The sequence below is a fragment of the Pseudomonas sp. genome, assembly GCF_046581935.1.
Classification (GTDB): domain Bacteria; phylum Pseudomonadota; class Gammaproteobacteria; order Pseudomonadales; family Pseudomonadaceae; genus Aquipseudomonas.
Genome location: NZ_JAYGFK010000017.1, coordinates 114,230 through 139,267, shown reverse-complemented (window position 1 = coordinate 139,267; position 25,038 = coordinate 114,230). Strand labels below are relative to the sequence as shown.

The window sequence follows — 25,038 nt, the reverse complement described above, 5'->3', positions numbered from 1 at the left end:
ATTGGATATGCGTATTCTGACTGTAACTCTGCTACTCACACTGACAAGCGTATCGCTGCAAACACAAGCCGAAACAATGCGCTGTGGCAGCCAGCTAGTGAGCCTAGGCGACAGACGCTTCGAGGTGCTGCAAAAATGCGGCGAGCCGGCCTTTCGCGACCAAGTCGGCTACGCCCTCGGGCCGAACGAGCGGCGTGAATACCAGATTGAGGAATGGGTCTACGGCCCAGAAAACGGCATGCTGAGCATTCTCACCTTCGAAGGTACGCGCCTGCACACCATCGAACGACGTCGCAGCCGCTAGGGCAATGCAATGCAAAAGCTTATCTACAGCCTACTGTTTGTCCTGCCACTTACGGCGAACGCTTCCTCCACCTTGCGCTGTGGCAGCGACCTAATCAGCCTGAAAGACCCGAGCACTATCGTCAGCAGTAAATGCGGCGAACCGGCTAGCCGCGAGTTTGTCGGCTACCAAGAAGTACTCGACGTGTACGGTTTTCACCATGAAGTCGCCGTTGAGGAATGGATTTATGGCCCTCGCAACGGCATGTACCAGTTTCTGCGTTTCGAGGGCAATCGCCTGATCAAAATCGAGAGCAAACGCGGTAAATAACTCAATCAAAAGCCTATAAACGCAAAAGCCCCGCAGGGCATCCCTGCGGGGCTTTTGCGTTTATAGGTGCTTACAGCTTACTGCTGAAGTCACGCAGCTCGTCCTGAGCCTTTTCCTTGGTCCAGCCATAGCGCTCTTGCAGCTTACCGGCTAGGTAATCGCTGTGGCCTTCGGCGACATCAAGATCGTCATCGGTCAGGTTGCCCCAACGCTCTTTGATGCGGCCATTGATCTGCTTCCATTTGCCTTTGATTATGTCGGAATTCATCGGTTTTCCCTCGTCGTTGAGTGATGGCCAAAACAAATCAACTTGTCTGGCCCTCATCCATGGATTACTGAGCGGTTTTCAGGGCTTCAGCGGCTACCGCTTTCACGCCTTTGATTTCACCGGCCTTGGCAACTGCCAGGTCACGTTCCGCCGAGCTGGCGACAACACCGGAGAGGGCAACAACACCTTTATTGGTTTCGACTTTGATATCGATACCACTCAAATTGCTGTCAGCCAGAAAGGTCGACTTCACTTTGCTGGTGATCCAGGTATCCGATACAGCATCCTCGGCGTTATTCACTGTTTCACTGGCCGCCAACATGGTTGGTTGTGTAGCTGGCGTAGCTGCCATTACCGGCCCAGCCAGCAGCAGACCCAAAGCAGTGGCAGTCAGGGTGGTTACGGCGAAATGCTTGATTGGCTTTTTCATAAGTGTAACTCCTGTATGTACTGAACAATCTGCAAGCCATCTCGAGCTGCAGCCTCCCCTGTACTATCGCAAGCGCTGTGCCAACCATGAAAATTAATATTTATCGTTACTTATCAAATACTTATCTTTAACAAAAAAACCTCTTCCTCGTGCAATCTGCATGTTCCGGCTAACCACACAAGGCATATTGCACGACACGCTGCCAGCCATCACCGATGACCACACGATTAGACCTGCACACTTTTCACAGGCAAAAAAAGAGGGCCCCGAAGGGCCCTCTCTGGCAGCAGAGCTTAGTGCTTAAGCACCCGAAGCCTTGGCTGCAGCAACGTCCTTGATGGACAGCTTGATGCGGCCGCGGTTGTCGACGTCCAGTACCAGCACTTCAACTTCCTGACCTTCTTTAAGAATGTCGGTCACCTTCTCTACACGCGCATCGCTGAGCATGGAGATGTGCACCAGACCGTCTTTACCCGGCAGGATGTTAACGAAGGCACCGAAGTCGACGATGCGCTCAACCTTACCGACGTAGATCTTGCCGATTTCAGCCTCTGCGGTGATACCCAGAACGCGCTGACGTGCAGCTTCTGCAGCTTCCTTGGTTTCGCCGAAGATTTTGATCGAGCCGTCGTCTTCGATATCGATCGAGGCCTTGGTCTCTTCGCAGATGGCACGGATGGTCGCGCCACCTTTGCCAATCACGTCGCGGATCTTGTCTTGGTCAATCTTCATCGCGATCATGGTCGGCGCATTAGCCGACAGCTCAGTACGCGACTGTGCAATGACCTGGTTCATCTGGCCGAGGATGTTCAGGCGCGCTTCCAGGGCCTGGCCCAGAGCGATTTCCATGATTTCTTCGGTGATGCCCTGGATCTTGATGTCCATCTGCAGTGCAGTAACGCCGTTGGCGGTACCCGCAACTTTGAAGTCCATGTCGCCCAGGTGATCTTCGTCGCCGAGGATGTCGGTCAGCACAGCGAATTTCTCGCCTTCCTTAACCAGACCCATGGCAATACCGGCAACTGGCGCCTTCATCGGCACACCAGCGTCCATCAGTGCCAGGGAAGCACCGCAGACCGAAGCCATGGAGCTAGAGCCGTTGGACTCAGTAATTTCCGAGACCACGCGAATGGTGTACGGGAACACGTCAGCAGCCGGCAGCATAGCGGCGATAGAACGGCGAGCCAGACGGCCGTGACCGATTTCACGACGGCCAGTAGCGCCCATACGACCACACTCACCAACCGAGTACGGCGGGAAGTTGTAGTGCAGCATGAAGGGGTCTTTGCGCTCACCTTCGAGGGTGTCGAGCAGCTGAGCGTCGCGGGCGGTGCCGAGGGTGGCAACGACCAGAGCCTGGGTTTCGCCACGGGTGAACAGCGCCGAACCGTGGGTTTTGTCCAGTACACCGACTTCGATGTTCAAGCCGCGTACAGTGCGGGTGTCACGACCATCGATACGCGGCTTACCGTTAACGATGTTCTCGCGCACGGTGCGGTATTCGATTTCGCCAAATACTTCTTTAACTTCGCCAGCAGACGGCTGACCTTCTTCACCTGCGAACTTGGCAACGATCTCATTGCGCAGCTCACCCAGACGGGCATAACGCTCGTGCTTGACGGTGATGGTGTAAGCCTGCGAGATGGCATCGCCGAACTCGCCGCGAATCGCGTTGAGCAGTGCGGTGTTCTCAGCCTTTGGCTGCCAGTCCCAAGTCGGCTTGGCTGCTTCGGCAGCCAATTCGGCAACCGCGTTGATCACCACCTGGAACTCGTCGTGGGCAAACAGTACGGCACCGAGCATCTGGTCTTCGGTCAGCTCTTTGGCTTCCGATTCAACCATCAGTACGGCGTCTTTGGTACCAGCTACGACCATGTCCAGGCTCGACGCCTTGAGCTGCTCGTAGTTCGGGTTCAGCAGGTAGCCGGTTTCCGGGTGGAAAGCCACGCGTGCAGCGCCGATAGGGCCGTTGAATGGGATACCGGAAATAGCCAGCGCAGCCGAAGTACCGATCATCGCAGCGATGTCCGGATCGGTCTTTTTGCTGGTGGAAATAACGGTGCAGATAACCTGCACTTCGTTCTGGAAGCCTTCTGGGAACAGCGGACGGATCGGACGGTCGATCAGGCGCGAGGTCAGGGTTTCTTTCTCGGAAGGACGCGCCTCACGCTTGAAGAAACCGCCTGGGATCTTACCGGCAGCGTAAGTTTTTTCCTGGTAGTGCACAGACAGCGGGAAAAAGCCTTTGCTTGGGTCAGCAGTTTTAGCGCCGGTTACGGCGACCAATACAGCGACGTCGTCGTCAACAGTGACCAGCACTGCGCCGGAGGCTTGACGGGCGATACGGCCCGTTTCGAGGGTAACGGTCGATTGACCGAACTGGAACTTCTTGATTACCGGGTTCACGGTGTTTTCCTTCTCTTTGTTGCCCTTGGGGAAAGCGTTTCTTGCGACCGTTGGCTCACCTAGATGTGCACACACGGGTATTGCAGAATGAGTGGGCGGTTACGGGAATCGGACCCGCGGTCGTCCAAAAACAGCTAAAGCAGAAAAGCAAAAGCTGGAAGCAGGGCAAACCCCACTTCCAGCTTCGGCAGTCAGCTACGCATAAGCATTGCTTAGCGACGCAGACCCAGGCGACCGATCAGGGCGCTGTAACGGCTAACATCTTTACCCTTCAGGTAATCCAGCAGCTTACGACGCTGGTTAACCATACGGATCAGGCCACGACGCGAGTGGTGGTCTTTACCGTTGGCCTTGAAGTGGCCTTGCAGCTTGTTGATGTTGACGGACAGCAGTGCAACTTGCACTTCCGGGCTACCGGTGTCGCCTTCAGCTTGCTTGTAGTCGTTAACGATCTGGGCTTTTTCTTCAGCGCTGAGTGCCATGGGGCAATCCTCTCAGTTAAGCAACTGCCTAAACAGTCGCAATAGGCCGGGAATCGCTTCCCGTGTTTTTAAAGTGAGGTATGACCGTGCCTATTAACAGCCACCCTCGATACACGCAGGCCAGAGCCGAAACCCCTTGCCTGCGCTACGGTCATGCCGACCGAATCAAACGACGCGGCGCAATGCGCCCGTCTTCGCTCACTTCACCGATACCGATAAAGCGACCATTGTGATCTTGCACCCTTACCATGCCGAACTTCGGCGCTTCAGGGGCGCGTACTGGTTGCCCTTGCAGCCAGTAAAACGAACTGTGCTCGGAGAGCTGCAGCAACGGCCAGTGTTGCAAACCGCTATCGACCGGCTGCAAGAACTGATCAACCGCTTCGTTGCCACCTTCAGCATGCACACGTTCTAGCTCTTCGAGCGTAACGGTGCGGCTCAAATCAAAGGGACCAGCCTTGGTTCTACGCAGTTCTGCAACGTGAGCACCGCAGCCCAGCAAGTGGCCAATGTCTTCGACCAACGTGCGGATGTAGGTGCCCTTAGTGCAATCCACCGCAAGGCGCGCTTGCTCCGCCTCGCAGCTCAGTAATTCCAGGCGCGCAATAGTAACAGAACGCGGCTCGCGCTCCACTACTTCACCTGCACGTGCCAACTTGTAAAGTGGCTGCCCATCACGCTTGAGCGCCGAGTACATCGGCGGTATCTGGCTGATTTCACCACGAAACTGCGGCAAAGCGGCCTCGATATCGGCGCGACCGACGGTCACCGGGCGACGCTCCACAACTTCACCTTCGGCGTCTGCCGTGGTGGTGGTAACCCCCAGTTGCATCAGGGTTTCGTAACCCTTGTCGGCATCCAGCAGGTACTGGGAGAACTTGGTCGCCTCGCCGAAACACAGTGGTAGCACGCCAGTGGCTAATGGATCGAGACTGCCGGTGTGCCCGGCCTTCTCGGCATTGAGCAACCAACGCACCTTTTGCAACGCAGCGTTAGAGCTGAAGCCCTTGGGTTTATCTAACAGGATGATGCCATCGACGGCACGACGGATACGTTTCACCTGGGCCACGCGCTTACTCCTTGGCCTCAGGCACATCATCGCCATGCTGACGATCTTCACTCACTGCACGCTCGATCAACGCCGACAGCTCAGCACCACGAATTACGCTCTCATCGTAATGAAAACGCAGATTCGGCACGCTGCGCAGCTTCATTGCACGACCCAACTGCATGCGCAGAAAGCCGCTGGCATCGTTGAGCACCTTAATGCTCTGCACAACAGGATCGACACCCTCTTCAGGCTCCCCGCCCATGATGGTGACAAACACCTTGGCATGGCTGGAGTCACGGCTGACTTCCACGGCAGTGATAGTCACCAGGCCGCCAAGACGCGGGTCTTTGACTTCCATGCGGATCAACTGTGCCAGCTCACGCTGTATCTGGTCGCCGATGCGCTGGGCCCGGCTAAATTCTTTGGCCATTTCTACTACCTTCACTCGTCACGCAGCTCGAAAAGCAGCGGACCTAAAAGCGGCAAACGCCCGGCCGCGCAAAAGCGGGGCCGGGCGCTGCATGTTGCGACTCGTGCTTAGAACCAGTCTCGGATCAGCTGCGCGTCGGCGATACCGCGTTAAAAATAGCCTCGGAATGCTCATTTACAATTCGTAAACTCCGCTTCCTCGGCCATTTTTGCCTTGTCTCGCTCTAGCTCGCTTGAATCCGAAACAGATTCTTACAGGCTACGGGCCACTTGGACTTTCTCGAACACTTCGATCTTGTCGCCGACCTTAACGTCGTTGTAGCTCTTCACGCCGATACCGCATTCCATGCCGTTACGCACTTCAGAGGCATCGTCTTTGAAGCGACGCAGGGATTCCAGCTCACCTTCGAAGATCACCACATCATCACGCAGTACGCGGATCGGACGGTTACGGTGAACCGTACCTTCGACCACCATACAACCGGCAATCGCACCAAACTTCGGCGAACGGAACACGTCACGCACTTCCGCGATACCCAGAATGTTCTCGCGAACATCGCTGCCGAGCATGCCGGTCAGGGCCTTCTTGACGTCTTCGATGATGTCGTAGATCACGTTGTAGTAACGCATATCCAGACCTTCCTGCTCGACGATCTTGCGAGCACCGGCATCGGCACGCACGTTGAAGCCGAACAGAACAGCGTTGGAAGCCAGCGCCAGGTTGGCATCGGACTCGGTGATACCACCGACACCGCCACCGACCACACGCACTTGCACCTCATCGTTACCCAGGCCGCCGAGCGAGCCTTGCAACGCTTCCAGCGAACCACGAACGTCGGATTTGAGGACGATGTTGAGCGTCTTCTTCTCTTCCTGGCCCATGTTCTCGAAGATGTTTTCCAGCTTGCCGGCGTGAGCACGGGCCAGCTTCACTTCGCGGAACTTGCCTTGACGGAACAGCGCAACTTCACGGGCTTTCTTCTCGTCAGCCAGCACGCTCATGTCGTCACCAGCTTCCGGAGTACCATCCAGACCGAGAATCTCGACTGGAATCGACGGGCCAGCCTCTTTGATCGGCTTACCGTTCTCATCGAGCATGGCGCGAATACGGCCGTAGTTGGAACCGATCAGCACCATGTCGCCTTGACGCAGGGTACCGTCTTGAACCAATACGGTAGCGACTGGACCACGACCCTTATCGAGACGCGACTCAACTACCACACCGCGACCCGGAGCTGACGGCGTAGCTTTCAGCTCAAGAACTTCGGCCTGCAGCAATACAGCTTCGAGCAGATCATCGACACCAGTACCGACTTTAGCCGACACAGAGACGAATGGTGTATCACCACCCCACTCTTCCGAAGTCACACCGTGTACCGACAGCTCGCTACGGATGCGATCGAGATCGGCGCCCGGCTTGTCGATTTTGTTCACTGCAACCACCAGTGGAACACCAGCGGCCTTGGCGTGCTGGACAGCTTCAATAGTCTGCGGCATTACGCCGTCGTCCGCTGCAACCACCAGAATCACGATGTCCGTCGCCTTGGCACCACGGGCACGCATCGCGGTAAACGCGGCGTGACCTGGGGTGTCGAGGAAAGTGACCATGCCGCGCTCGGTTTCTACGTGGTAGGCACCGATGTGCTGGGTGATACCACCGGCTTCGCCAGCAGCAACCTTGGCACGACGAATGTAGTCGAGCAGCGAGGTCTTACCGTGGTCAACGTGACCCATTACGGTAACAACCGGCGCACGCGCAAAAGTCTCACCTTCAAACTTCAGCGACTCGGCAAGGGAGTCTTCTAGAGCCGTGTCGCTGACCAGGGTGACCTTGTGACCCAGTTCTTCAGCAACCAGCTGGGCAGTTTCCTGATCCAGAACCTGGTTGATGGTCGCAGGAGTACCCAACTTGAACATGAACTTGATGATTTCAGCGGCTTTGACCGACATCTGCTGGGCAAGATCACCCACAGTGATGGTTTCGCCAATCTTCACTTCACGCACGATCGGACCCGTAGGGCTCTGGAAGCCATGAGCATTGCGCTTCTTCAGCTTGCCTTTGCCACGACCACCGCGACGGAAGCTGTCGCTTTCTTCGTCGATGGTGCGCGGAGCGACACGCGGGGCCGGAGCCTTTTCCTTGACAGTAGGACGATGCTGGGTGGTCTTGCGATCACCACCGCGGCGATCGGCATCATCATTGCGTGCTTTATCAGGGCGACGTGGTTCGTCTTTCTTACGCTCGTCTGGCGCAGGAGCAGCCACTGGCAGCTCGACGACAACAGCCGGTGCCGGCGCAGTTTCAACCACAGATTCAACAGCAGGTGTAGCTGCTGGACGCTGTGGTTCTTGCGCCGCGCGACGTTTGGCTTCTTCGTCAGCTTTTGCCTTGGCGGCTTCAGCTACCGCACGCTGCTCAGCCAGCTCACGCTGCTTTTCAGCTTCAATTTCTTCAGCGCTGCGCTTGACGAAGGTCTTCTTCTTGCGCACTTCAACGCTGATCGTCTTGCTACCAGCAACGCGGAGCGTGCTGGTCGTTTTACGCTGCAAGGTAATCTTGCGCGGTTCATCTGTTTTGCTGTCGCCGTGACTGCTCTTGAGGTGGGCCAATAAGGCCTGCTTCTCACTGTCAGTGACTGCCTGCTCAGCACTGCTGTGCGGCAAACCCGCCTCACGCATTTGCTGCAGCAGACGTTCAACCGGCGTATTGACCACTTGGGCCAGTTCTTTAACCGTGACTTGCGTCATGCATTTCTCTCCTCAGGCCGCAACTACTTACTCGAACCAATGGGCTCGTGCGGCCATGATCAACTTGCCGGCTCGCTCAGCGTCGATACCGTCGATGTCGAGCAGGTCATCAATAGACTGCTCGGCCAGGTCTTCGCGGTTAATAACGCCGCGCACTGCCAGTTCATGCGCAAGCGCCTTATCCATCCCCTCAAGCGAGAGCAAGTCTTCGGCTGGGTGGGCATCTGCCAGCTTTTCCTCGTTGGCGATGGCTTTAGTCAGCAAGCGATCTTTGGCACGAGCGCGGAGCTCGCTGACGATATCCTCGTCGAAGCCATCAATGCTGAGCATTTCTTCCATCGGTACGTAGGCAATTTCTTCAAGGCTGGTGAAGCCCTCTTCGACCAACACCTGGGCCAGCTCTTCGTCGACTTCCAACTCGTCGATAAAGCGCTGCAGGATGTCGCCTGTTTCCGCCTGCTGCTTAGCCTGAATGTCCGACTCGGTCATCACGTTTAGCGTCCAACCAGTCAACTGACTGGCCAAACGCACGTTCTGACCACCGCGGCCAATGGCCTGAGCAAGGTTGTCTGCGCCGACAGCGATGTCCATGGCATGGGCATCTTCATCGACGATGATGGCAGCGACTTCGGCTGGTGACATGGCGTTGATTACGAACTGCGCAGGATTATCATCCCACAGCACGATATCTACACGCTCACCCGCCAACTCGCCGGAGACCGCCTGAACGCGCGAACCGCGCATACCAATACAGGCACCCTGCGGGTCGATGCGCTTATCTTTGGAACGCACAGCCAGCTTGGCTCGCGAACCCGGGTCGCGGGCAGCACCCATGACCTCAATCAGCTCTTCAGCGATTTCCGGCACTTCGATGCGGAACAGCTCAATCAGCATTTCCGGCGCAGTGCGCGACAGGATCAGCTGCGGACCACGGTTCTCAGTGCGAATTTCCTTGAGCAAGGCACGCATGCGCACGCCTACACGGAAAGTCTCGCGGGAGATGATGTCTTCGCGGGCCAGCATAGCTTCAGCGTTGTTACCCAGATCAACGATCACGCTGTCACGGGTTACTTTCTTCACAGTGCCGGAGATGATTTCTCCCAGACGCTCGCGGTAAGCCTCAACAACCTGAGCACGCTCAGCTTCGCGGACTTTCTGCACAATCACTTGTTTGGCGGTTTGCGCAGCAATACGACCGAACTCAATCGAATCGATTTTTTCTTCCAGCACTTCACCAACTTTAGCGTTGGCTTCGACCGCACGTGGCATGTCAGTGGTGACCTGGTGTGCAGGATCATCAAAGTCACTTTCTTCCACTACGGTCCAGCAGCGGAATGTTTCGTAGTTGCCGGTCTGACGATTGATCGCCACACGCAACTCAACTTCATCTTCAAAACGCTTCTTGGTAGCGGTGGCCAAAGCCAGCTCCAGCGCCTCAAAAATTACGCTTGCCGGTACGCCCTTTTCATTGGATACCGACTCAACAACCAGCAGTACTTCTTTGCTCATCGTACGCCTCGCCTTTCGCAATCCGTTGGATCCGCGGGATCCGCGTCTCAATCAAACCTGGGGATAATGTTGGCCTTGTCGATCATATCGATCGGCAACAGGAATTCATGGTCATCCACCTGCACTACCACGTCCTGCTCTTCCACACCGCGCAGAAGGCCCTGAAAGTTGCGCCGACCTTCAAAAGGTGAGCGCAGCTTGATCTTCACTTGCTCGCCCGCATGACTAGCAAACTGCTCAATGGTGAACAGCGGCCTATCCATGCCAGGCGAGGACACCTCAAGGGTGTACTCGGCGCTAATCGGGTCTTCGACATCGAGGACACCACTGATCTGCCGACTGACGACTTCACAGTCTTCGATCACTACGCCATCAGGCTGCTTATCAATATAAATTCGCAGCAAAGAATGCCGCCCTTGTGACAGGAACTCGACACCCCAGCATTCGTAGCCAAGAGCCTCGACTACCGGGGCCACCAAGGCTTGCAACTGTTCTAGCTTGCTCGACACCTGAACCCCTCGCGCACGCTGTAAAAATAAAAAATGGGCGAATCGCCCATCATATAACCGCCCTCTAAAGGCCGGCAAAGCTGTCACCCAGCTAGCAAAAAGCCCCTTAAAAGGGGCTCCTCTGCAACTCAATGCGGGGGCCGGTTTAACCCAGCCAGCGTCGGACTTAACATCCGAGGAGCGACCTTGCTGCTCAATCCCACATCAAAGCTGGGGCCGGATTATACGACTTAACCCAAACCCGGGTCAATCGAAGCTCCAGCAACAAGAAGGCCCGCATCTAGCGGGCCTTCTTGAAAATTGGTACCGAGAAGGGGACTCGAACCCCTACAGCCTATGGCCACTACCACCTCAAGGTAGCGTGTCTACCAATTCCACCACCTCGGCAAAATCGTTTGTTGCATACAGCATTTACGTATTACTGCTGCTCTGGAGCCTGAGGTACGTCTGCCGCTTCATTAGCCGGCTTAGTTGCGTCAAGAACAGGTACATCTTCAACAGCTGGCTTAGCCTGCTGAACTTCTAACACGGCCGGATCAGGCAAACCAACCTGAGCCATACCATCAGCTTTTTCTTTAGCAAAGTAGCCTAAGCCCAAGCTAGTCATGAAAAAAGTGGCGGCAAGTATAGCAGTAACTCGACTCAGAAAGGTAGTACTACCTTGACTGCCGAATACAGTGGAAGAAGCACCAGCACCAAAAGAAGCGCCCGCGTCTGCACCCTTGCCCTGCTGCAGTAAAACCAGCACAACTACGCCGATAGCACCCAGCAGATGAAGAACAACGATAACTGTTTCCAGCATTTCTTTAGCTTCCTGCGGCGCGACAGATCGCACCGAACTCATCCGCATTCAGAGAGGCTCCACCCACAAGCCCCCCATCGATATCCGGCATACCGAACAACTCGGCTGCACTAGCGGCTTTGACACTGCCGCCATAAAGAATTCTTACCTTTCCAGCCAACTCCGGGCTTTTCGCCGCCAACTGCGCGCGAATTGCCGCATGCACTTCCTGCGCCTGCTCAGGCGATGCAGTCAACCCAGTGCCAATAGCCCAAACCGGTTCATAAGCAATGACTGCATGCGCAAACACCTCAACACCCAAGGCATCAGCCACTGCAGATAACTGAGCAGCAACAACCGAAAGCGTCTGCCCAGCTTCACGCTGAGCCAAGGTTTCACCAACACACAACACTGGAATCAAGCCCGAAGATTGCGCCGCTGCAAACTTACGCGCCACAACCTCATCACCCTCACCCAAAACAAACCTGCGTTCGGAGTGACCAACCAACACCAGTGAGCAGCTCACGTCTTGTAACTGACTTGCCGCCACCTCACCAGTCAAAGCACCCTGCTGCGCCTCAACAGCGCAATCTTGTGCACCAACAGCAATAGCACTGCCGACCAAGCCATCAACAACCTGACCGAGATGTAAACAAGACGGGAAAACCGCAACATCCACACCAGCAGGCAACACCTGCTGAGAGAGACCGCTGATCAGCTCTGCGACGCTGGCGCGGGTACCGTGCATTTTCCAGTTACCAGCTACCATTGGGCGACGCATGCTTTACCTCGTCGGTCAAAGAGGGCGCAGATGTTACCCAACAGCTACCCGCCTGGCAAGCCGAATCAAACACATACATCAGCAACAACTTTAGCCAATTCATCGGCATAGCCGCGCACCAAGCCCTCATCGTCACCTTCGACCATGACACGCACCAGCGGCTCGGTACCAGATTTGCGCAGCAGCACCCGCCCGCGACCGGCCATTTGCTCGGTAACTCGGGCGCTAGCCTCCTGCACAGCCGGATGCTCCAACGGATCAACACCGCCCGCAAAACGCACATTCACAAGCACCTGCGGGCACTTCTGCATACCCAGCCGCGCCTCACCAAGCGTCTGCCCGCGGTGCTTGAGCGCCATCAGTACCTGCAGCGCTGCGATGATCGCGTCCCCGGTAGTGGTGTGCTGAAAACACACCAGGTGACCGGAGTTTTCCCCACCCAGCTGCCAGTTACGCGCCAGCAACTCGGCGATCACATAGCGATCACCAACCTTGGCACGCACAAACGGAATAGCCAATTCAGCCAAGGCCAGCTCCAGCCCCAGATTACTCATCAGCGTACCGACCACCCCCCCCTGCAGCTTGTCGCGCTCAAGCAGGTCACGGGCGATGATAAACAGCAGCTCATCACCATCAACCACTGCCCCGGAGTGATCAACCATCAATACGCGATCCGCATCACCGTCGAAAGCGATTCCCAGGTCGGCGTGCTGTGCCAACACTTCGGCCTGCAGCGCCTCGATATGGGTCGAGCCACATGCATCATTAATATTCAGACCATTGGGCTGCGCCGACAGAACAGTTACCTGCGCACCCAACTCACGGAACACGCTAGGCGCGACCTTATACGCCGCACCATGAGCGCAATCGACCACAACCTTCAGCCCGGCAAAGTCGGTGCTAGTTGGCACGCTGCTCTTACAGAATTCGATATAGCGCCCAGCGGCGTCATTGATTCGCGAGACCTTGCCCAGCTGCTCTGACTCCACCACCGTCATGGGCTGATCGAGCAGCTCCTCGATCATCAACTCGATCTCATCCGGCAATTTGGTGCCCTGCCCCGAGAAGAACTTGATGCCATTGTCATGATGCGGGTTGTGCGAGGCACTAATAACAATCCCTGCCTCGGCATGAAAGGTACGAGTCAAATAGGCAATTGCTGGCGTCGGCATTGGTCCGAGCAGCATTACGTCCGCCCCGGCCGCGGACAAGCCCGCCTCCAGAGCAGACTCAAACATGTATCCGGAGATGCGTGTGTCCTTGCCAATCAGAATGCGGCACTTGCCCTGCTTGCGAAACGCCATCCCAGCGGCCCAGCCGAGCTTGAGCATGAATTCCGGGGTAATAGGGAAGTCACCGACACGCCCACGAATACCGTCAGTACCAAAATATTTTCTACCCATCCCAGCATTCCTTCTAACTTATTCAGCCGCTTCAACTGCGGCAATCATCCGCACCACATCAACCGCCTGCGCCACATCATGTACCCGCAGAATGTGCGCACCTTTACTCAGTGCCAGCGCTGCCAAGGCCAGGCTGCCGTATAGGCGCTCACCCACTTCATGCCCCAACACTTTACCGATCATGCTCTTGCGCGATACACCGACCAGCAGAGGCCGACCCAAGCCATGCAAAGCCTGCAGATGCTTGAACAGCGACAGGTTATGCTCCAGGGTCTTGGCAAAACCGAAGCCTGGATCAAGGATGACGCGCTCAGCAGCAATCCCAACAGCCGCACAGGCCGCCAGTCGCTCAAGCAGAAACCCGCACACCTCTGCCACAATATCGGGGTATTGAGGGTTCTGTTGCATGGTGGTTGGCTCACCACGCATATGCATCAGACAGACAGGCAACCCACTGTCCGCGGCGGCATCCAAAGCACCATCACGCTGCAATGAGCGCACGTCATTGATCAAGCCCGCGCCCAGCCGCGCTGTTTCGCGGATGACTGCTGGAGTTGAGGTGTCCACCGAAATAATCACATCCAACTCGCGAGCAATTGCCTCGACGATAGGCGCCACCCGCTCTAATTCCTCCACCGGAGAAACCGCACGAGCGCCAGGACGCGTCGATTCACCGCCGACATCAATCAGCGTCGCCCCTGCTTGCAGCATCGACTCGGCATGACGCAATGCCGCATCAAGCCGACCATAGCGCCCGCCATCGGAGAAGGAGTCAGGAGTTACATTGAGAATACCCATCACTTGCGGACGGCTTAAATCAAGAAACCGGCTGCCACACGGCAGCCGGTCAAAGGTTGGCACAACAGACATAGAAAACCTTAGAGCTCGGCGGCTGGACCACCAATTGGCTTTTCTGTGGACTCAGCGACTGCAACCGGCGCAGTTGGCGTACCGTTGTTGTCGTCACCACCCTGCCAACCCTTCGGTTCACGCGGTGCAAGGCCATTCATGATGTCTTCAATCTGCTCAGCATCGATGGTTTCGTACTTCATCAGCGCTTCAGCCATCGCGTCGAGCTTGTCGCGATTTTCTTGCAGTAGGCGCTTAGCGGTGCCATAGCACTCGTCAATGATGCTGCGCACCTCTTGGTCAATCAGCTTGGCGGTATCAGCAGAGACATTGCTCTGGTTACTGCCCATGCTACGGCCCAGGAAAACCTCACCCTCCTCCTCCGCATACATCAGCGGACCGAGCTTTTCCGATAAGCCCCACTTGGTGACCATATTCTTGGCCAACTGAGTGGCGCGCATAATGTCGTTGGACGCCCCCGTGGTGACACCATCGAAGCCAAGGGTCATTTCTTCGGCGATTCGACCACCGAACAGTGAGCAGATCTGACTGGTCAGTGCGCGCTTGCTCAGGCTGTAACGATCCTCTTCGGGCAAGAACATGGTCACACCCAAAGCACGACCGCGCGGAATGATCGACACCTTGTAGACCGGATCATGCTCAGGCACCAAACGCCCAACAATCGCGTGACCGGCTTCATGGAACGCGGTATTGAGCTTTTCTTTGTCCGACATGACCATGGTTTTGCGCTCGGCACCCATCATGATCTTGTCTTTAGCCAGCTCGAACTCTTTCATTTCGACAAGTCGCTTACCGGACCGCGCAGCAAACAGCGATGCTTCGTTGACCAGGTTAGCCAGGTCAGCACCGGAGAAGCCCGGCGTACCACGCGCAATTACGGCAGGAGCGACATCATCACCCATCGGCACCTTGCGCATGTGCACTTTGAGAATCTGCTCACGACCACGGATGTCCGGCAAACCGACCACCACCTGACGGTCGAAGCGACCAGGACGCAGCAATGCAGGGTCAAGTACGTCAGGACGGTTGGTCGCGGCGATTACGATGATGCCGTCGTTCATTTCAAAACCGTCCATCTCTACCAGCAACTGGTTGAGGGTTTGCTCACGCTCATCGTGACCACCACCCATACCAGCACCACGATGGCGACCAACCGCATCAATCTCATCGATAAAGATGATGCAAGGCGCGTGCTTCTTGGCTTGCTCAAACATATCGCGGACACGGGACGCACCGACACCCACGAACATTTCCACGAAATCCGAACCGGAAATAGTGAAGAACGGCACCTTAGCTTCGCCAGCAACAGCCTTGGCCAACAAGGTTTTACCGGTACCAGGCGAGCCAACCATCAGCACACCGCGAGGAATACGCCCACCGAGGCGCTGGAACTTGCCTGGATCGCGCAAAAACTCAACCAGCTCGCTGACTTCTTCCTTGGCTTCGTCGCAACCGGCGACGTCAGCAAAGGTGGTTTTGACCTGATCTTCCGAGAGCAAGCGCGCCTTGGATTTGCCGAAGCTCATCGGCCCGCCCTTGCCGCCAGCACCGCCCTGCATTTGGCGCATAAAGAACATGAACACGGCGATAATCACCAGAATCGGGAAGCTGGCAACTAATAGCTGAGTCCAAATGCTCTGCTGCTCAGGCTGCTTACCAACGATTTCGACGTTGTTATCCATCAGGTCCTTGATCAGGCCATTGTCCTGAATCGCCGGACGCACCGTCTCGAACGATGAACCATCGGAACGCGTACCGCTGATGATGAATCCATCAACCGTTACGCGCTTAACCCCACCACTCTGGACCTGCTGGATAAACTGCGAGTAGTTGAGTTTGTTTGACTCACTCGGGCTGGAGAAATTATTCATCACCGTGACCAAGACGGCGGCGATGATCAGCCACAAGACCAGATTCTTTGCCATGTCGTTCAATTAGCTACCCTCTGAAGCAGGCCCCGTGCTGAAGCGCGCTTCGCATGACGACCAGTTATTTACCGATCTAACTTACTACACAACGCCCACTCCTGGCAGACGCCGTCTGTAACCCTTTATTTGCTGTAAGACCATAAGACCGCACAACAATTCGCGAAAACCTTTGCAACTGCAACCATCACACGCCACGGAAACCACGAGCCAGCATGTACTGCTCGCGTGAACGATCGCGTGAAGAAAGCGGCTTGCGCATCTGCACCTTGTCGAACATCTGGCGCACCTGCTTGTGATACTGGTCGAAACCTTCACCCTGGAAGATTTTGATCAGAAAATCACCACCCGGACGCAACACCCGCGAGGACAGATCCAGCGCCAGCTCACACAGATACATGGCTCGCGGCTGATCCGACTCCCGTACACCACTCATATTGGGGGCCATATCGGAAATCACAAGGTCTACCGGATATTCACCAATGGCCTCGAGTATCCGTGCGAACACGGCATCGTCGGTAAAGTCCCCCTGAATAAAGGTGACATCCGGAATACTGTCCATCTCAAGAATATCTGACGCGATCAACCGGCCCTTGTCGCCGATCACTCGACTGGTGACCTGCGACCAGCCGCCAGGGGCGGCGCCCAGATCAACTACAGTGATGCCCGGGCGGAGAATACGATCCTTCTCCTGAATCTCCAGCAGCTTGTAGCTGGCGCGCGAACGATAGCCATCCTTCTGCGCCATTTTGACGTAAGGGTCGTTGAAATGCTCTTTCAGCCAACCTTGACTGGTCTTGGAACGGGCCACGCAATACCTCGAATATGCAACGCATGAATATCTGGGCGGCTCCGAAGGCGCTCGGGTAAACTAACCGCCGTTTTTTACCAGATTAAATGCAGGAATCAGATTATGCCGCTCACTCAAGAGCAGAAGAAACAATTCAAATCTATCGGCCACCATTTAAAGCCTGTATTGATCGTGGCTGACAATGGCCTGACCGAAGGTGTGCTGACCGAACTGGAACGCGCACTGAGCGATCATGAACTGATTAAAGTGCAATTACGCATCACTGAGCGAGAAGATCGCCTGACCGCCATCAACGAACTGTGTAAAGCAGGCAAGGCAGAACTGGTTCAGGTGATTGGCAAAATGGCGCTGATCTACCGCAAAAACCCGAAAGTGAACAAGAATCTGTCCAACGTTCACCGTCATCACGGCTGATTATCAGCAGCTGCGAGGCGCGTTCAGCGCCTTTGCAGCAAACTGCTCTAGCGCTTTATAGCGTACGCTTGAGTTTTTTGCGGTACCGGCTGCAAGACAAGTAACAATCCGCAAAATGCCATGACCAGATAACTGAACATCAGCCACAACCCTACCTCAGGCAGCAGCTTGCGAACAACGAAGTAACTCCCCGCCATCACCAGCACGACCAACAGCAACTGCCCACGCGTATCACGCCACAGGCTTGCCAGTTGCTCCGCACGAATCAGTACCAGCACCTGCAACCCCGCGCAAACAGCCGTAAGGCCTACCAGCAGCGGGCGCAAAGTATTGCCAATTTCCTCGACCAGCAACGAGGCCAGACCAATCTTGGCAATCGCCGGCAACAGTAGAAAATGCAGCAACCAAAGGCCACCGACCCAGAGCGCCTGAGCCAGCAGCCAACTGATCGCACCAGCATCACGCGAGCCAGGCTTAGAGATGGCGAACCTCGACGATCTCATACTCAAGCGCGCCGCTCGGGGTCTGCACCACCACCACGTCGCCCTCGCTCTTGCCGATCAGGGCGCGGGCGATAGGCGAACCGACGGAAATCTTGCGCTGCTTGATGTCCGCCTCGTCCTCACCAACGATCTGGTAAGTCACGCTTTCATCGGTTTCGCAGTTGGCGATTTCTACGGTCGTGCCGAAAATCACCTTACCGGTATGCTCAATCGCAGTGACATCAATGATCACCGCATTCTGCAGGCGACCTTCGATATCACGGATACGTGCCTCGACCATACCCTGCTGCTCACGAGCAGCGTGGTATTCAGCGTTTTCCTTAAGATCGCCCAACTCACGCGCAGTACCAATTTCCTGGCTGAGTTTGGGCCGCAACACCTTAGTCAGGTGCGCGTGCTCTTCTTCCAGGGCGCGAGCGCCCTGGACGGTCATAGGGTATTTGATCATGCCTTGATTCCTGCATGCAGATCCTGCAGCCGGCGTACGGTCTTCTCGGGACCGAACTTCAGCGCCTCACAGATCGCCTGACCCGCCGCAATGGTGGTGGTGCAATAGATCTTGTGCTGCAGAGCGTTACGACGAATGGAGTAGGAGTCCGCAATGGACTGACGACCTTCGGTGGTGTTGATGATCAGGGTGACTTCGTCATTCTTGATCATGTCGACTACGTGCGGACGACCTTCGGTCACCTTATTGACACGACGTACTGGCAAGCCAGCCGCCTCGATAAGCTTGGCAGTACCGGCGGTTGCAACCACCTCAAAACCCAACTCGATCAGGTCACGGGCAACGCCCTCCACCAATGGTTTGTCGTCATCACGCACACTGATAAAGGCCACGCCGGCGTTTGGCAGAATCTCGCTAGCGCCCGACTGCGCCTTGGCAAAGGCTTCGCCGAAGGTATCACCCACGCCCATTACTTCACCGGTGGACTTCATTTCTGGGCCAAGAATCGGGTCGACGCCTGGGAACTTGGCGAACGGGAATACCGCTTCCTTGACGCTGAAATACGGCGGGATGATTTCCTTGGTATAACCGGCATCAGCCAGCGACTTACCCGCCATGACGCGGGCAGCCACCTTCGCCAGCGAGACACCGACGCACTTGGAGACAAACGGCACGGTACGCGAAGCACGCGGGTTCACTTCAATAACGAAGATGTCCTCGCCCTGCACGGCCATCTGCACGTTCATCAGACCAACTACATTCAGCTCCAGAGCCATTTTCTTGACCTGGTCGCGGATCTCGTCCTGGATGTGCATCGGCAGCGAGTACGGCGGCAGCGAACAAGCGGAGTCACCGGAGTGCACGCCTGCCTGCTCGATGTGCTGCATGATCGCGCCAATCACCACGATTTCACCGTCGCACACCGCATCCACGTCCACTTCGATGGCGCAGTTGAGGAAGTGGTCGAGCAGCACCGGGCTGTCGTTAGAGACTTTCACCGCTTCGCGCATGTAACGCTTGAGCTCGTCTTCCTGGTAGACGATTTCCATCGCCCGGCCACCCAGTACATAGGACGGACGCACTACCAGCGGGTAGCCAATGGTTTTGGAATGAGCCAAGGCTTCGTCTTCGCTGCGCGCAGTGGCGTTGGCAGGCTGACGCAGACCCAGACGCTGCACCATCTGCTGGAAGCGCTCGCGGTCTTCGGCGCGGTCGATGGCGTCAGGGCTGGTGCCGATGATCGGCACGCCGGCTTCTTCCAGGGCGCGGCAGATCTTCAGTGGGGTCTGGCCGCCGTACTGCACGATCACACCTTTCGGCTGTTCGACGCGGACGATTTCCAGCACGTCTTCCAGGGTTACCGGCTCGAAGTACAGACGGTCGGAAGTGTCGTAGTCGGTGGAGACGGTCTCCGGGTTGCAGTTGACCATGATGGTCTCGTAACCGTCTTCACGCAGAGCCAGTGCCGCGTGTACGCAGCAGTAGTCGAACTCGATGCCCTGACCGATACGGTTTGGGCCACCACCGAGGATCATGATCTTGTCGCGGCTCGACGGATTGGCTTCGCACTCTTCCTCATAGGTCGAGTACATGTAAGCGGTGTCGGTGGCGAACTCGGCGGCGCAGGTGTCCACGCGCTTGTACACCGGCAGCACTTTCAACTTGTGGCGCTGGCTGCGCAGGGTCTTCTCGGTCACGCCCAGCAGCTTGGCCAGGCGAATATCGGAGAAGCCTTTACGCTTGAGCTTGTACATCGAGTCACGATCAATGCTCGACAGCGCCAGGGTTTTGATCCGCTCTTCGTCCTTGATCAGGTCTTCAATCTGCACCAGGAACCATTCATCGATATTGGTCAGCTCGAAGACTTCAGCCACGGTCTTGCCGGCACGGAAGGCATCGCCGATGTACCAGATACGATCAGCGCTTGGCACGGTCAGTTCGCGACGCAGGGTGCTTTCGGCTTCAGGATCAGCCAGATCGAGCATCGGATCGAGGCCCGAAACGCCGACTTCCAGACCGCGCAGGGCTTTCTGCAGGGATTCCTGGAAGGTGCGGCCGATAGCCATGACTTCACCGACCGATTTCATCTGCGTAGTCAGGCGGGCGTCGGCCTTGGGGAATTTCTCGAAGGCAAAACGTGGAATTTTGGTCACGACGTAGTCGATGGCCGGCTCGAACGACGCTGGAGTGCGACCACCGGTGATGTCGTTGGACAGCTCATCAAGGGTGTAACCCACCGCCAACTTGGCGGCGATCTTGGCGATCGGGAAGCCGGTGGCCTTGGAGGCCAGCGCCGAGGAACGCGACACGCGCGGGTTCATCTCGATCACGACCATGCGGCCAGTGTTCGGGCAGATGCCGAACTGCACGTTGGAGCCGCCGGTCTCCACGCCGATCTCACGCAGTACCGCCAGGGAGGCGTTACGCAGGATCTGGTATTCCTTGTCGGTCAGGGTTTGTGCCGGAGCCACGGTGATCGAGTCACCGGTGTGCACGCCCATCGGGTCGAAGTTTTCAATGGCGCAGACGATGATGCAGTTGTCCTTTTTATCGCGGACCACCTCCATCTCGTACTCTTTCCAGCCGATCAGCGATTCGTCGATCAGCAATTCGCTGGTTGGCGACAGATCGATACCGCGGGCGCAGATTTCTTCGAACTCTTCACGGTTGTAAGCAATACCGCCGCCAGTGCCGCCCATGGTGAAGGACGGACGGATGATGCAGGGGAAGCCCACCTTCTCCAGCACACCGTAGGCTTCTTCCATGTTGTGCGCGATGCCAGAAACCGGGCAGGCCAGGCCGATGTCTTTCATCGCCTTGTCGAAGCGCGAACGGTCTTCGGCCTTGTCGATGGTATCGGCATTGGCGCCGATCATCTCGACACCGAACTTTTCCAGGATGCCGTGCTTTTCCAGGTCCAGCGCGCAGTTCAGCGCGGTCTGGCCACCCATGGTTGGCAGCAGGGCGTCCGGACGCTCCTTCTCGATGATTTTGGCCACGGTGGACCACTTGATCGGCTCGATGTAGGTGGCGTCCGCCATGGCCGGGTCGGTCATGATGGTGGCGGGGTTGGAGTTGACCAGAATGACGCGGTAACCCTCTTCTTTCAGCGCTTTACACGCCTGGGCACCGGAATAGTCGAACTCGCAGGCCTGGCCGATAACAATCGGGCCAGCGCCGAGGATCAGGATGCTTTTTATGTCTGTACGTTTTGGCATGTTATCTCTCGAATCCTTGGGTCAGTCGGCTGGCTTAACGGCGCTTGGCCATGGCTTCGATAAAACGGTCGAAAAGCGGCGCCACATCGGCTGGACCGGGGCTCGCTTCGGGGTGACCCTGGAAGCTGAAGGCGTCCTTGTCGGTACGTTCGATACCCTGCAGGGAACCGTCGAACAGCGACTTGTGGATGGCACGCACGTTACTCGGCAGGCTGCTTTCATCCACGGCAAAACCGTGGTTCTGGCTGGTGATCATCACCACGCCGGTTTTCAGGTCTTGCACCGGGTGGTTGGCACCGTGGTGGCCGTGACCCATTTTCAGGGTCTTGGCACCGGAGGCCAGGGCCAGCAGCTGATGACCGAGACAGATACCGAATACCGGGATGTCGGTTTCCAGCACATCCTTGATCGCTGCGATGGCGTAATCGCACGGTTCAGGATCGCCTGGGCCGTTGGACAGAAACACACCATCTGGATTCAGCGCCAGCACTTCAGCAGCAGGCGTCTGCGCCGGTACTACGGTTACGCGGCAACCACGTTCAACCAGCATGCGTAGAATGTTCCACTTAACGCCGTAATCGTAGGCAACCACGTGATGCGGCAAGCTGGCAGCCGGGATTTCTGGATGACTGTCAGTCTTCAGCTCCCACACACTGGAGCGCCACTCATAGCGCTCGGTGCAGCTGACCACCTTGGCCAGGTCCATCCCTTTCAGGCCGGGGAAGCTGCGCGCCAGCTCCAGAGCTTTTTCTTCGGTGGCGTCATCGCCGACCAGAATGCAGCCGTTCTGCGAACCTTTCTCACGCAGAATACGCGTCAGGCGACGAGTATCAATCCCGGCAATAGCAACAGTGCCGTTTTCCTTGAGGTACTCATCCAGTGGCTGCTTGTTGCGCCAGTTGCTGGAGGTCAGCGGTAGGTCGCGAATAATCAGGCCTGCTGCCCATACGCGATTAGACTCGGCATCTTCCGGCGTGGTGCCGGTGTTGCCGATGTGCGGATAGGTCAGGGTAACGATCTGCTGGGCATAGGAAGGATCGGTAAGGATTTCCTGATAGCCGGTCATGGCGGTGTTAAAAACCACCTCTCCAATAGTTTGGCCATCGGCACCGATGGCCTCGCCGCGAAAAATGCTGCCATCAGCAAGAGCCAAAATGGCAGGTTTAAGGGCTGGCTTACTCAAGAAAACCTCCGAAAATAAAAACGTGAAGCAAACGCAGATTGTAAAAAAGCGGGATGACGTATCAACCGTCACCCCGCTTTTTTATCTGATTCATTCTGCGCAACTTTAGTGGACACACTAAAGCAGAAAGCTTACAGGAAAGTGCCTTTTTGGTCCACCGCCAGTTACGCTTGAGAGCCAGGTAAAAGGCAATCTTGCGACAGAATGCCTCAGTTGAGCCCCAGAACGTCCTGCATGTCGTACAGACCAGGCTTGCGCTCCTGCAACCACAGCGCCGCGCGAACAGCACCTTTAGCGAAGGTCATACGGCTCGACGCCTTATGAGTGATCTCCACGCGCTCACCATCAGCCGCAAAAAGCACGGTGTGATCGCCGACCACATCGCCAGCGCGCACGGTGGCAAAACCGATGGTTTCGCGCTCACGCGCACCGGTTTGTCCTTCGCGACCGTAAACCGCCACTTTCTGCAGATCGCGACCCAGCGCATTGGCCACTACCTCCCCCATACGCAGCGCAGTACCGGATGGCGCATCGACCTTATGGCGGTGATGAGCCTCGATGATTTCAATATCCACATCATCGCCCAGCACTCGCGCAGCGGTATCCAGCAGCTTCAGACATAGATTGACACCAACACTGAAGTTGGCAGCAAACACGATGGGGATCTGCTTGCCAGCATCCACCAGCAACTGCTTTTCCTCAGACGAGAAACCAGTGGTGCCAATCACCATGGCTTTACCCGCTTGGCGACAGACCTCGAGGTTCCTCAGGGTTACCGACGGGTGAGTGAAGTCGATCAATACATCAAACTGATCGAGTACTGCAGCCAAATCACCCGAGAGACTGACCCCCATCTTGCCTTGCGCAACCAACTCACCGACATCCGCACCCACCAGGCTGCTATCCGCACGGTCAACCGCCGCCTGCAACTGCGCACCATCGGCCAGTTGCACAGCCTCGATCAGGGTTTTCCCCATACGCCCAGCGGCGCCCATCACAGCAATACGTTGCATAACCTCAGCTCCAAGCTGTCGCAACTAGCTGCAGCGCCCACTCAACGGTCGACACAGCCAGCCAGCGGTTTTTACAGATCACCAAAGAAGCGCTTAACACCCTCGAACCAGCCATTGGCTTTTGGCGAGTGCGAACTGTTGCCCTCTAGCGTCTTACGGAACTCTTCGAGCAGTTCGCGCTGGCGACGATCCAGGTTAACCGGCGTCTCCACCGCCACCTTGCACATCAGATCACCAGCACCACCGCCACGCACCGGAGCCACACCCTTGCCGCGCAGCCGGAACATCTTGCCGGTCTGAGTGCCCTCAGGAATCTTCAGCTTGACCCGACCATCCAGAGTCGGCACTTCCAGCTCGCCACCCAAGGCCGCATCAGCAAAACTAATCGGCACTTCGCAGTACAGGTGCTTACCGTCACGCTGAAAAATCGCATGCTCGCGGACATTCACCACAACATACAGGTCGCCTGCTGGACCACCCATAGCACCGGCTTCGCCCTCGCCAGACAAGCGAATACGATCACCCGTATCAACACCCGCCGGGACTTTCACCGACAGGGTTTTGTGCTCCTCGACTCGACCATGACCATGGCAAGAACCGCATGGGTCGGTGATCATCTTGCCGCTACCATGACAGCGCGGGCACGTCTGCTGCACGGAGAAGAAACCCTGCTGCATGCGCACCTGACCAATACCACCACAGGTGGTACAGGTCACAGGCGTAGTGCCCTTCTTCGCCCCGCTGCCATCGCACGGCTTGCAATTGACCAGCGTTGGCACGCGAATGGTCACTGTCGTGCCACGCACCGCTTCTTCCAGATCCAGCTCAAGGGTATAACGCAGATCACTGCCGCGCTGCGCGCCGCCGCGTGAACCACCACGGCCGCCACCACCAAAGAAATCACTGAATACATCGCCGAAGATATCGGAAAAGTTCGCCCCACCTGGGCCGCCGCCACCGCCGCCCATTTGCGGATCAACACCGGCATGACCGTATTGATCATAGGCCGAGCGCTTAGCCGCATCGGAAAGCACCTCGTAGGCCTCGTTGGCTTCCTTGAACTTCTCTTCCGAAGCCTTATCGTCCGGATTACGGTCCGGGTGGTGCTTCATCGCCAGACGACGGTAGGCCTTTTTCAGCTCCGCCTCGCTCGCCCCGCGCTCAACACCGAGCACTTCGTAAAAATCACGTTTAGCCATAAGTCTTCAACACCTTCAAATCGTCTACTCCAGACACGCCAACG

At 56.6% G+C, this 25,038-nt stretch carries 24 protein-coding genes and 1 tRNA gene; 3 read left to right on the top strand and 22 right to left on the bottom strand.

Going from position 1 to position 25,038, the window contains the following annotated elements:
• The first annotated feature begins 7 nt into the window (after positions 1-7).
• Both VCA57_RS15920 and VCA57_RS15915 read left to right on the top strand, forming a co-directional pair.
• Positions 8-304 carry a DUF2845 domain-containing protein gene (locus VCA57_RS15920; protein WP_411186057.1) on the top strand — a complete coding sequence of 99 codons (297 nt, stop codon included), beginning with the start codon at positions 8-10 and terminating at the stop codon, positions 302-304.
• 9 nt (positions 305-313) lie between these two features.
• Positions 314-613 carry a DUF2845 domain-containing protein gene (locus tag VCA57_RS15915; protein WP_411186056.1) on the top strand — a complete coding sequence of 100 codons (300 nt, stop codon included), beginning with the start codon at positions 314-316 and terminating at the stop codon, positions 611-613.
• 70 nt (positions 614-683) lie between these two features.
• On the opposite strand, the gene VCA57_RS15910 is transcribed toward VCA57_RS15915, so the two are convergent.
• From VCA57_RS15910 to rlmE, 16 genes are all read right to left on the bottom strand, one after another.
• Entirely contained in the window at positions 684-881 is a 198-nt protein-coding gene (locus VCA57_RS15910; protein WP_397495218.1) for a CsbD family protein, read from the bottom strand.
• Between the two features lie 64 nt (positions 882-945).
• Positions 946-1,311, bottom strand: a complete 366-nt coding sequence (locus VCA57_RS15905) for a BON domain-containing protein (protein WP_411186055.1) — start codon at positions 1,309-1,311, stop codon at positions 946-948.
• 300 nt (positions 1,312-1,611) lie between these two features.
• Positions 1,612-3,717 (bottom strand): polyribonucleotide nucleotidyltransferase, encoded by a 2,106-nt coding sequence (gene pnp / locus VCA57_RS15900; protein ID WP_411186054.1) that lies wholly within the window; start codon positions 3,715-3,717, stop codon positions 1,612-1,614.
• A 212-nt stretch (positions 3,718-3,929) separates the two neighbouring features.
• Positions 3,930-4,199 carry a 30S ribosomal protein S15 gene (gene rpsO, locus VCA57_RS15895; RefSeq protein WP_411186053.1) on the bottom strand — a complete coding sequence of 90 codons (270 nt, stop codon included), beginning with the start codon at positions 4,197-4,199 and terminating at the stop codon, positions 3,930-3,932.
• A gap of 151 nt (positions 4,200-4,350) precedes the next feature.
• Positions 4,351-5,268 carry a tRNA pseudouridine(55) synthase TruB gene (gene truB / locus VCA57_RS15890; RefSeq protein WP_411186052.1) on the bottom strand — a complete coding sequence of 306 codons (918 nt, stop codon included), beginning with the start codon at positions 5,266-5,268 and terminating at the stop codon, positions 4,351-4,353.
• A gap of 4 nt (positions 5,269-5,272) precedes the next feature.
• Positions 5,273-5,680: a 30S ribosome-binding factor RbfA gene (gene rbfA, locus VCA57_RS15885; protein WP_411186051.1), complete on the bottom strand. Its 408-nt coding sequence runs from the start codon at positions 5,678-5,680 to the stop codon at positions 5,273-5,275.
• Positions 5,681-5,931: 251 nt separating this feature from the next.
• Positions 5,932-8,427, bottom strand: coding sequence for a translation initiation factor IF-2 (gene infB, locus VCA57_RS15880; protein ID WP_411186050.1), 2,496 nt, complete (start codon positions 8,425-8,427; stop codon positions 5,932-5,934).
• 27 nt (positions 8,428-8,454) lie between these two features.
• Positions 8,455-9,936 carry a transcription termination factor NusA gene (nusA, locus tag VCA57_RS15875; protein WP_411186049.1) on the bottom strand — a complete coding sequence of 494 codons (1,482 nt, stop codon included), beginning with the start codon at positions 9,934-9,936 and terminating at the stop codon, positions 8,455-8,457.
• 47 nt (positions 9,937-9,983) lie between these two features.
• Positions 9,984-10,445, bottom strand: a complete 462-nt coding sequence (gene rimP / locus VCA57_RS15870; RefSeq protein WP_411186048.1) for a ribosome maturation factor RimP — start codon at positions 10,443-10,445, stop codon at positions 9,984-9,986.
• A gap of 301 nt (positions 10,446-10,746) precedes the next feature.
• A tRNA-Leu gene (locus tag VCA57_RS15865) sits at positions 10,747-10,832 on the bottom strand.
• A 31-nt stretch (positions 10,833-10,863) separates the two neighbouring features.
• Positions 10,864-11,247, bottom strand: a complete 384-nt coding sequence (gene secG / locus VCA57_RS15860) for a preprotein translocase subunit SecG (RefSeq protein WP_411186047.1) — start codon at positions 11,245-11,247, stop codon at positions 10,864-10,866.
• Positions 11,248-11,251: 4 nt separating this feature from the next.
• Positions 11,252-12,007 carry a triose-phosphate isomerase gene (tpiA, locus tag VCA57_RS15855; RefSeq protein ID WP_411186046.1) on the bottom strand — a complete coding sequence of 252 codons (756 nt, stop codon included), beginning with the start codon at positions 12,005-12,007 and terminating at the stop codon, positions 11,252-11,254.
• A gap of 65 nt (positions 12,008-12,072) precedes the next feature.
• Entirely contained in the window at positions 12,073-13,410 is a 1,338-nt protein-coding gene (glmM, locus tag VCA57_RS15850; protein WP_411186045.1) for a phosphoglucosamine mutase, read from the bottom strand.
• Between the two features lie 18 nt (positions 13,411-13,428).
• Complete coding sequence (gene folP / locus VCA57_RS15845) at positions 13,429-14,280, bottom strand: dihydropteroate synthase (protein ID WP_411186044.1); 852 nt, start codon at positions 14,278-14,280, stop codon at positions 13,429-13,431.
• Between the two features lie 8 nt (positions 14,281-14,288).
• A complete protein-coding gene (gene ftsH, locus VCA57_RS15840) occupies positions 14,289-16,205 on the bottom strand; it encodes an ATP-dependent zinc metalloprotease FtsH (protein ID WP_411186043.1) in 1,917 nt (638 codons plus the stop codon).
• Between the two features lie 187 nt (positions 16,206-16,392).
• Positions 16,393-17,016, bottom strand: a complete 624-nt coding sequence (gene rlmE / locus VCA57_RS15835; RefSeq protein WP_411186042.1) for a 23S rRNA (uridine(2552)-2'-O)-methyltransferase RlmE — start codon at positions 17,014-17,016, stop codon at positions 16,393-16,395.
• A 102-nt stretch (positions 17,017-17,118) separates the two neighbouring features.
• On the opposite strand from rlmE, the gene yhbY reads away from it, so the two are divergent.
• Positions 17,119-17,430, top strand: a complete 312-nt coding sequence (yhbY, locus tag VCA57_RS15830; RefSeq protein WP_090255972.1) for a ribosome assembly RNA-binding protein YhbY — start codon at positions 17,119-17,121, stop codon at positions 17,428-17,430.
• A 47-nt stretch (positions 17,431-17,477) separates the two neighbouring features.
• On the opposite strand, the gene VCA57_RS15825 is transcribed toward yhbY, so the two are convergent.
• The 6 genes from VCA57_RS15825 to dnaJ all read right to left on the bottom strand — a co-directional run bounded on the left by VCA57_RS15825 (position 17,478) and on the right by dnaJ (position 24,994).
• A complete protein-coding gene (locus VCA57_RS15825) occupies positions 17,478-17,933 on the bottom strand; it encodes a DUF4149 domain-containing protein (RefSeq protein ID WP_411186041.1) in 456 nt (151 codons plus the stop codon).
• Positions 17,905-18,381: a transcription elongation factor GreA gene (greA, locus tag VCA57_RS15820; RefSeq protein WP_411186040.1), complete on the bottom strand. Its 477-nt coding sequence runs from the start codon at positions 18,379-18,381 to the stop codon at positions 17,905-17,907. The genes VCA57_RS15825 and greA overlap by 29 nt, the downstream gene beginning before the upstream one ends.
• On the bottom strand, positions 18,378-21,599 hold the full coding sequence (carB, locus tag VCA57_RS15815) for a carbamoyl-phosphate synthase large subunit (RefSeq protein WP_411186039.1): 3,222 nt from the start codon (positions 21,597-21,599) through the stop codon (positions 18,378-18,380). The genes greA and carB overlap by 4 nt, the downstream gene beginning before the upstream one ends.
• Before the next feature lie 34 nt (positions 21,600-21,633).
• Positions 21,634-22,782: a glutamine-hydrolyzing carbamoyl-phosphate synthase small subunit gene (gene carA / locus VCA57_RS15810; RefSeq protein WP_411186038.1), complete on the bottom strand. Its 1,149-nt coding sequence runs from the start codon at positions 22,780-22,782 to the stop codon at positions 21,634-21,636.
• Between the two features lie 209 nt (positions 22,783-22,991).
• Positions 22,992-23,795 carry a 4-hydroxy-tetrahydrodipicolinate reductase gene (gene dapB / locus VCA57_RS15805; protein ID WP_411186037.1) on the bottom strand — a complete coding sequence of 268 codons (804 nt, stop codon included), beginning with the start codon at positions 23,793-23,795 and terminating at the stop codon, positions 22,992-22,994.
• 71 nt (positions 23,796-23,866) lie between these two features.
• Complete coding sequence (dnaJ, locus tag VCA57_RS15800; RefSeq protein ID WP_411186036.1) at positions 23,867-24,994, bottom strand: molecular chaperone DnaJ; 1,128 nt, start codon at positions 24,992-24,994, stop codon at positions 23,867-23,869.
• Positions 24,995-25,038: the final 44 nt, after the last annotated feature.